Source organism: Pseudomonas syringae, assembly GCF_000737245.1.
Lineage (GTDB): Bacteria > Pseudomonadota > Gammaproteobacteria > Pseudomonadales > Pseudomonadaceae > Aquipseudomonas > Aquipseudomonas syringae_J.
Genome location: NZ_JPQU01000060.1, coordinates 19,372 through 27,276 on the forward strand (window position 1 = coordinate 19,372; position 7,905 = coordinate 27,276).

Sequence of the window (7,905 nt, forward strand, 5' to 3'; positions counted from 1 at the left end):
CGGCACGACAGCGCGGGATCAGCTCAGACGCTGCCTTGGAGTATAGGCATCAGGCTGGAGCACGCTCGCGTTCAAGCCACTGTTCGATCTGGCTCAACGGCATTGGCCGGGAGAACAGGTAGCCTTGGGCGCTGGCGCAGCCAAGGCTTTGCAGGGCACTGAGTTCGGCTTCGGTTTCCACGCCTTCGACGATGCATTCCAGTTGCATGTCGACACACAGCGCCAGCAGCGACTTGACGATCTTGAAGCTGGCCGGGTTGAGGTGGATGTCGGTGACGAAACTGCGATCAATCTTGAGTTTGGTCAGCGACAAGGCATGGATCTGGCTCAGGCTCGAATAGCCAGTGCCGAAATCGTCCAGGGAAATACCGCAACCCAGGCTGCGAAACAAGGCGATGGCGCGCTGGGTTTGCGTCAGGTCTTGAATGACTGCTGTCTCGGTGATTTCCAGATCCAGACAGCGCGGGTCAAACGCACTGTCCCGGATGATCCGGGCGACCAGCTGCGCGGCCTCTTCTGAGCCGCAGTCGTGGGCCGAAAGATTGAACGACAAGCGAACGCCGGTCGGCCATGCCTTGGCAGCCTGTAATGCTTTGCTCAGCAGTGGCGCAGTCAGTCGGTTAACCATGCCGATGCGCTCGGCGATGGGGATGAACTCACTGGGTGGTACGTCACCCAGCTCCGGGCTCCGCCAGCGAGCCAAGGCTTCAAATGCGACGGTCTGTTGCGTATGAATATCCACGATAGGCTGGAAGACCAGGTGGAATTCTTCGTCCAGATTCGCTCGACGCAAAGCCTGCTCCGTCATCCCCTGACGGTTAAGTTGTTGGCGATGCTCGGCCGAGAACAGGCAAACCGTACCTGGCCGGTTGCGTTTGCACTGATACAACGCATAGTCCGCATATTCGTAGACTTCGGCGTCGCTGGACGCCAGGTCGGGGAATGTCGCCAACCCCAGGGAGGCGCTGATCTGGATCGGAATATCCACCAGCAGAAAAGGCTCACGCATACGAGCGCAGATCTCTTCGCCAAACGCCAGTAACTGCTCATCTGTTGTGGATGTGGTAATGATCAGCGCAAATTCATCACCACCCAGCCGGGCCAGATGCACGTTTTCATTGAGCAGACCGGTCAAGCGCTGCCCCACCTGATACAGCAGCTTGTCGCCCACACTATGGCCGTAAAGGTCGTTGACGGGCTTGAAACCATCCAGATCGATGAGGCCCACCGCCAGGCGCTCACCATTCAATCGGGCACTGGCCAGTACGCTATCCAGGCGAGTAAAGAACTTTCGCCGGTTGGCCAGCCCAGTCAGGCTGTCCAGATTGGCCAGTTGCTGATTTTCGTCGCTCAGCCTTTCGGTTCGCGCCTGCATATTCACCAGCCGGGTAAAGTCCCCGTATTGGCTTTTGAGGATCGATAGCATGGCGATGGAGACCAGCAGCACATCGATTGCCGTGGCGATGAATGTAATGTTGTTACTGGTCCCGAAGAACACAACAAATGCGGTGTTGACCACGACAGCAGTGCTCAGCGCCGCTGGCAGCAGATGCATCATGCAGAAGATGCAGGCAATCACGGTGATCGCCATAAAGAAGGCAACGTGGGCCTGACGGTAGACGTCGCCATAAGGGAACAATGCCAATGACCATGCGGTAAACGCGAGCGCCACAATTGGTGCCAGGTTATTGGTGCGCTTCAAAGCGGCAAGCATCTGTTCAGAGTCAGGCAAATGCTTGCGCGAGCGCCACCACTGCACCGCGCGCCCGGCGCCGAACACTGTCATCAGCAACGGGCAGCCAAGCACCAGCCAGCCAGGTGCAGCCGAGTAATGGGTGCCAGCCAGCACCAGCGTGTTGACCAACAGGATGAAATACATCAGCGGCAGCTGCCGGGACAGCGCGACGTATTGCGCCCTGATCAAGCCGGGGCTGTGATCGGGTACGGACATCAAAGACCGAAGCTTACTCAGTAGTTTTTTTTTCATCAGGGATGACTCTGGATAAGTGACAGCCCATCGATTACCCCTGCCGATGTGGCCCGCTTAGCATGCATTGACAGTGCGGTTATTCAATCGTGTCGGCAAAAGCGGGTCTTTCTGTAATATTTCCGACGAGTAGTGGCATTTTGATAACTCGCGGCAGCCTCTATACCTGAACACCCACTATTGACGTCAAATTTATGCCAGTAGGCCACTGCTTATAACTGTTAAGCAGGCCTGGCTACCAACGACAAACGATTGATTCATAGCGACATTATTTACTGACCATAGGCTTCAGGTTATTCAGTTATCCGCCGATAGGCTGATGTGCAGGTACTTTGCGGGCTTAAAAATAAAAATCTTCCGGCTGTGACTGACCTCAAGAAATAACATTCGTGGAGAAACATATGAACAGCTGGTTTGCCAATATCAGCGTCAACATGAAACTCGCCCTGGGATTCGGGCTGGTTTTGATTTTTACTGCCATTCTCGCTTTGACGGGCTGGAACAGCCTGAGCAAACTTATCGACCGCAGCAACTGGATGAGCGATATCACTGAGCTCAATGCGCAATTGACCAAGTTGCGGGTGACGCGCCTGCAGTACATGGTGGCCAACGGTGACGACACCGTGGCCCAGACCGTGCAGGTCGCCCTCGACGGCTTCAAGGCCCAGCAGGAAAAATTGCTGAAGAGCTTCAAAAGCCCGGAGAACATTGCACTTCTGCAACAGCTGAGCACGGTCATCGCCGAATACGAGAAAGGCCTGGTTGCCATGCGCACCGGCTATAAATCCAACAGCAGCCTGCGCGGCGAGCTGGGCAGCAGCGCCGACAAGGGCGGTGCACTGATCGATCAAATCAGCACAGATGTGCTGAATCTGGCGGCTGATGACGAGCGTCGTTTCGAGCAATACCAAGCCATCACCAAGGTCCGTGAAGACCTGATGCGGGTGCGCTACGAAACCCGTGGCTACACCGGCGATAGCACCGCTGATAACGAAAAGAAAGCGCTGGACCAGATGGACGATGCGCTCAAAAATCTGCAAGCGGTTAGCGCGACCTTCAGCGGTGTTCAGGCCGAACGCCTCAAGCAGCTTGAAGTGGTACTGGGCAACTATCGCAATTCGCTGGTGAGCTTCAAGAACACCATCAACGACCTCGGTACACTGCGCAAGAACATGACGGTTCAGGGCCAGACGATCGTCAAGCTCAGCGACGACATGTACAAGATCCAGCTGGATCGCCGCGACAGCGAAAGTGCTGATGCACGCAATATGCAACTGACTTGCACGCTGATCGCCTTGATTCTGGGCGTACTGGCGGCCGTTATCATCACGCGTCAGATCACCCGTCCATTGCAGGACACTCTGCTGGTGGTCGAGCGCATTGCGTCTGGCGACCTGTCGCAGAACATTGTCGTGACCCGTCGCGACGAGTTGGGCGAACTTCAACAAGGCATTCAGCGCATGGGCCGTACCTTGCGTGATCTGATCGGCGGGATCCGCGACAGCGTCGTTCAGATCGCCAGCGCTGCCGAACAACTGTCAGCCGTCACCGAACAGACCGCCGCGGGTGTGAATAGCCAGAAAGTCGAAACCGATCAGGTGGCCACGGCCATGCATGAAATGACGGCCACGGTTCAAGAAGTCGCGCGCAACGCCGAGCAGGCTTCGCAAGCGGCCTCCAACGCAGACAAAGAAGCCCGTGCTGGCGACAAGGTAGTGGGCGAAGCGATTGTGCATATTGAACGTCTGGCGGCTGAAGTGGTGCGTTCTTCCGATGCCATGAGCCAGCTGGAGCAGGAAAGCGACAAGATCGGCAAAGTCATGGACGTGATCAAGGCTGTGGCCGAGCAAACCAACCTGCTGGCCCTCAACGCGGCGATTGAAGCAGCGCGTGCTGGTGAAGCCGGTCGTGGCTTCGCGGTGGTTGCCGATGAAGTGCGCGGGCTGGCCCAACGTACGCAGAAGTCCACCGAGGAAATCGAAGCCCTGGTTGCCGGTCTGCAAAATGGCACCCGGCAGGTGTCGAGCATCATGCTCAGCAGCCGCGAGCTGACCGAAAGCAGCGTGACCCTCACCCGCAAGGCGGGCACCTCACTGGAAAGCATCACCCTGACGGTGTCCAACATTCAGGCGATGAACCAGCAGATCGCGGCCGCAGCCGAGGAGCAAAGCGCGGTGGCAGAAGAAATCAGCCGCAGCATCATCAACGTGCGCGATGTATCGGAGCAGACCGCGTCCGCGAGTGAAGAAACGGCCGCCTCAAGCGTTGAGCTCGCCCGTCTCGGCGGTCAACTGCAAATGATGGTCAGCCACTTCAAAGTCTGATTCTCACCCCCGTAACACACCTCAAGCCCGGGTAATGCCCGGGCTTGAGCGTTTCTAAAGCCTGCACTTTCCAGCCGTCACCCATCGCGCAATTTAATTGACGCCAAAAAAAACAATGGCCTATGGCCATGCTTTTTGGTATTCATGCATTCATATACATCAATTTAGATTGAACTAACGTCTCGCCTGCGAGTCGCGCCGCTCTTTAATCCTCATCGTTGTCTGCGCTTTAACTCTGGCCAAAAAGTCCAAGGAGAGTCATGAACACGTGGTTTGCAAATATCAGCGTCAAAACGAAGCTGGCGCTGGGTTTCGGCGTAGTGCTGATTCTGACGGCGCTGCTGGCAGCGATCGGCTGGAGTAGCATCACTAAGTTGATTGAGCGCAGCGACCGGATGGTCGACATCACCCAGCTCAACGCGCTACTTCATGATGTGAACTCGGCACGCCTGCAGTACTTGGTGGACAAGGGCGATGAAAAAAGCGAAGAGCAGGTGCAGAAGGCGCTGAACCTTTTCGACGCCGAGCAAAAGCGGCTTTCGAGTGTTTTCCTGAAAGCGATCAACCTCAGCAACCTGCAAAAGATCAACGGCCTGACGGCCGACTATCAAAAGTCGCTGAACAAGATGCGCGAGGCTTACAAGAACGACGCCGCCGTGCGCAAAGAGATGGGCGTGCATGCTGTCAAAGGTGCTGCGCTGATTAGTCAGATCATGGATGACGTGCGCAAGATGCCCGTCTCTGAAGAACGCTTCGAAGCCTGGCAAGACATCATGACCGCCAAGGAGAACCTGACCCTGGTGCGTTATGAGGTTCGTGGGTATACCGGCAATGCCACACCGGATACCCAGGCAAAGGCCACGCAACAACTTGAAGTCGCCATCAAGGGCATGGCCGCACTCAACGCCCGCTTCGGTGCCGAGTACGCAGACACGCTCAAACAACTTGAAACGGCTCTGATCAACTACCGATCTGCCGTGCAACGCTTCACGGCTGCCAGCGCGGATGTGGTAAGCGCTACCAGCGAAATCAAAGACCAAGGCAAGGCGATCACCCAGACCACCGAAGCCATGTATGACTTCCAGCTCAAGGCTCGCCAAGAAAACACCGATCAGGCATCAACGCTGCAGATCAGTTTTACCCTGCTGGCGTTGGTGTTGGGCATCTTGGCGGCCACCCTCATCACTCGGCAGATTACCCGACCGCTGCAGGACACCTTGCTGGTGGTCGAGCGCATCGCGTCTGGCGACCTTTCACACGATGTTGTCGTGACCCGTGGCGACGAGCTAGGCGCGCTGCAGCAGGGCATCCAGCGCATGGGTAGCACCCTGCGTGACTTGATCAGCGGGATTCGTGATGGCGTGACCCAGATTGCCAGCGCCGCTGAAGAGTTGTCTGCGGTCACCGAACAGACCAGCGCCGGGGTCAACAGCCAGAAGGTCGAGACCGACCAGGTGGCCACCGCCATGAACGAAATGTCGGCCACGGTTCAGGAAGTTGCACGCAACGCCGAGCAGGCGTCCATGGCAGCCTCGGCGGCTGATACCGAGGCCAGGGCCGGCGACAAGGTTGTGGGTGAAGCCGTCGCGCAGATCGAACGTCTGGCAGCCGAAGTGGGCCGTTCGGCCGACGCCATGACGCTGCTGGAGCAGGAAAGCGACAAGATTGGCAAAGTCATGGACGTGATCAAGGCTGTGGCGGAGCAGACTAATCTGCTGGCCCTCAACGCCGCCATCGAAGCCGCTCGGGCCGGTGAAGCCGGACGAGGTTTCGCGGTCGTGGCCGACGAAGTTCGCGGCCTGGCGCAGCGCACCCAGCAATCCACCGAAGAGATTGAAAACCTGGTCAGCGGCTTGCAAAACGGAACCCGGCAAGTCTCGAACATCATGCTCAGCAGCCGCGAGCTGACCGACAGCAGCGTCACCCTGACCCGCAAGGCAGGCACTTCGCTGAGCAGCATCACGCAGACGGTTTCGAGCATCCAGGCCATGAACCAACAAATCGCCGCCGCGGCAGAGCAGCAGAGCTCCGTGGCAGAAGAAATCAGCCGCAGCATCATCAGCGTGCGTGATATCTCCGAGCAAACCGCCTCCGCCAGCGAAGAAACCGCCGCCTCCAGCGTTGAACTGGCACGCTTGGGTAACCAGTTGCAAATGATGGTGAGCCGTTTCAAGGTTTGACGGTAGAAGCGACATGGGAAAGACATAAACCCCGGTGGGAGATCGGCTTCGGGAGACTCGATGCTTGCCTGCAGCACTCAGGATCTGCGGCTCATTAGATCCCTGTGGGAGCGAGCTTGCTCGCGAAGGCAATGTTCCGGCCTCCAGAAATCTATTCGGATGCCCCGCCCTCTTCGCGAGCAAGCTCGCTCCCACAGGTATTCCCGGCGCACACAACCCACCGTTTCCCAACTATCAATTTGGGCAATGATTGGTAGTGATCGTATTGACTTCTTAATAATTTCGAGCGGCGTAGCATTGCCTCCATACCGAGTTAACAACTAACCCGATCTGGAGCAACTACCATGAAAACTTCAAAACTGATCTTCGGCCTTGCCTTCTCTGTATTGGCTTCGAGCGCTTTCGCTTCGCCGCAGCTTCCAAGTCTTCCAGGCAATAACAACACCAATCTGATAGATCCAACTCCAGCCGCCATTGTTGTTGCTGCTGACGGTTCTGACCACGTTGGCGCTAACCGCCTCGCTGCTGACGGTTCTGACCACGTTGGTGCAAATCGCCTCGCTGCAGATGGTGCCGACCGCGTTGGTGCAAATCGCCTCGCTGCTGACGGTGCCGACCATGTTGGTGCAAATCGCCTCGCTGCTGACGGTGCCGACCATGTTGGTGCAAACCGCCTCGCTGCTGACGGTGCCGACCATGTTGGTGCAAATCGCCTCGCTGCAGATGGTGCCGACCACGTTGGTGCAAATCGTCTGAGCTGATACTTGTTCTGCTTCACTACCAGCCCGGCTTTTGCCGGGCTTAGTTTTTTCTGGAATCAGCAATTAACTCCTACCGCCCCGCCCAATTGCTCGACAGAAAGCGGTTACAGGCGAACGATTACGCGACGTGCCCGACAAACCGCAGCGCCCAATTCGCGGGCAAGCCTCGCTCCAACGGACTAGATGATCGCCTGTAGGAGCGCGCTTGACCAGTTCAGCTTGCCCGCGATGAACGATGACGCGGCCTGCCTGAAGGATTGCACCGCCTGATTCGCAGGCGAGCCTCGCTCCAACGGGTAATCACCGAACCTGTAGGAGCCGAGCTTGCTCGCGATGAACGATGACGCGGTCTGCCTGACAAACCGCAGCGCCTAAATCGCGGGCAAGCCTCGCTCCAACGGACTCGATGGTCGCCTGTAGGAGCGCGCTTGCCCGCGATGAACGATGACGCGGCCTGCCTGAAGGATTGCACCGCCTGATTCGCGGGCAAGCCTCGCTCCAACTGATTCGGTGATCACCTGTAGGTGCTCGTGAGCTACAGGCGATAAAACGCTTCATTTCCCAACTATCAATTTGGGCAATGATTGGTAGTGATCGCATTGACTTCTTAATAATTTCGAGCGGCGTAGCATTGCCTCCATACCGAGTTAACA

At 57.1% G+C, this 7,905-nt stretch carries 4 protein-coding genes and 1 pseudogene; 4 read left to right on the plus strand and 1 reads right to left on the minus strand.

Annotated elements, in window-relative coordinates; all coding sequences use genetic code 11:
- Window positions 1-49: 49 nt before the first annotated feature.
- Window positions 50-1,987, minus strand: a complete 1,938-nt coding sequence (locus tag IV01_RS05625) for a putative bifunctional diguanylate cyclase/phosphodiesterase (protein WP_032630571.1) — start codon at window positions 1,985-1,987, stop codon at window positions 50-52.
- Between the two features lie 536 nt (window positions 1,988-2,523).
- Between IV01_RS05625 and IV01_RS05620 the strand changes: the two genes are divergently transcribed.
- The 4 genes and pseudogenes from IV01_RS05620 (at window position 2,524) to IV01_RS05610 (ending at window position 7,252) form a co-directional block, all read left to right on the plus strand.
- Complete coding sequence (locus IV01_RS05620) at window positions 2,524-4,311, plus strand: methyl-accepting chemotaxis protein (RefSeq protein WP_418903550.1); 1,788 nt, start codon at window positions 2,524-2,526, stop codon at window positions 4,309-4,311.
- A 260-nt stretch (window positions 4,312-4,571) separates the two neighbouring features.
- Window positions 4,572-5,636, plus strand: a pseudogene (locus tag IV01_RS27540) (methyl-accepting chemotaxis protein); the annotation flags it as partial.
- Window positions 5,628-6,491 carry a methyl-accepting chemotaxis protein gene (locus tag IV01_RS27545; RefSeq protein ID WP_418903551.1) on the plus strand — a complete coding sequence of 288 codons (864 nt, stop codon included), beginning with the start codon at window positions 5,628-5,630 and terminating at the stop codon, window positions 6,489-6,491. The pseudogene IV01_RS27540 and the gene IV01_RS27545, both read left to right, overlap by 9 nt.
- A 344-nt stretch (window positions 6,492-6,835) precedes the next feature.
- Complete coding sequence (locus IV01_RS05610) at window positions 6,836-7,252, plus strand: hypothetical protein (RefSeq protein WP_080290375.1); 417 nt, start codon at window positions 6,836-6,838, stop codon at window positions 7,250-7,252.
- Window positions 7,253-7,905 lie beyond the last annotated feature (653 nt).

What these genes read in the sequence shown, in the direction of transcription:
- IV01_RS05625 (WP_032630571.1), bottom strand. Translation starts at nt 1,987, where the DNA reads ATGAAAAAAAAACTACTGAGTAAGCTTCGGTCTTTGATGTCCGTACCC.
- IV01_RS05620 (WP_418903550.1), top strand. Translation starts at nt 2,524, where the DNA reads ATGAGCGATATCACTGAGCTCAATGCGCAATTGACCAAGTTGCGGGTG.
- IV01_RS27545 (WP_418903551.1), top strand. Translation starts at nt 5,628, where the DNA reads ATGGGTAGCACCCTGCGTGACTTGATCAGCGGGATTCGTGATGGCGTG.
- IV01_RS05610 (WP_080290375.1), top strand. Translation starts at nt 6,836, where the DNA reads ATGAAAACTTCAAAACTGATCTTCGGCCTTGCCTTCTCTGTATTGGCT.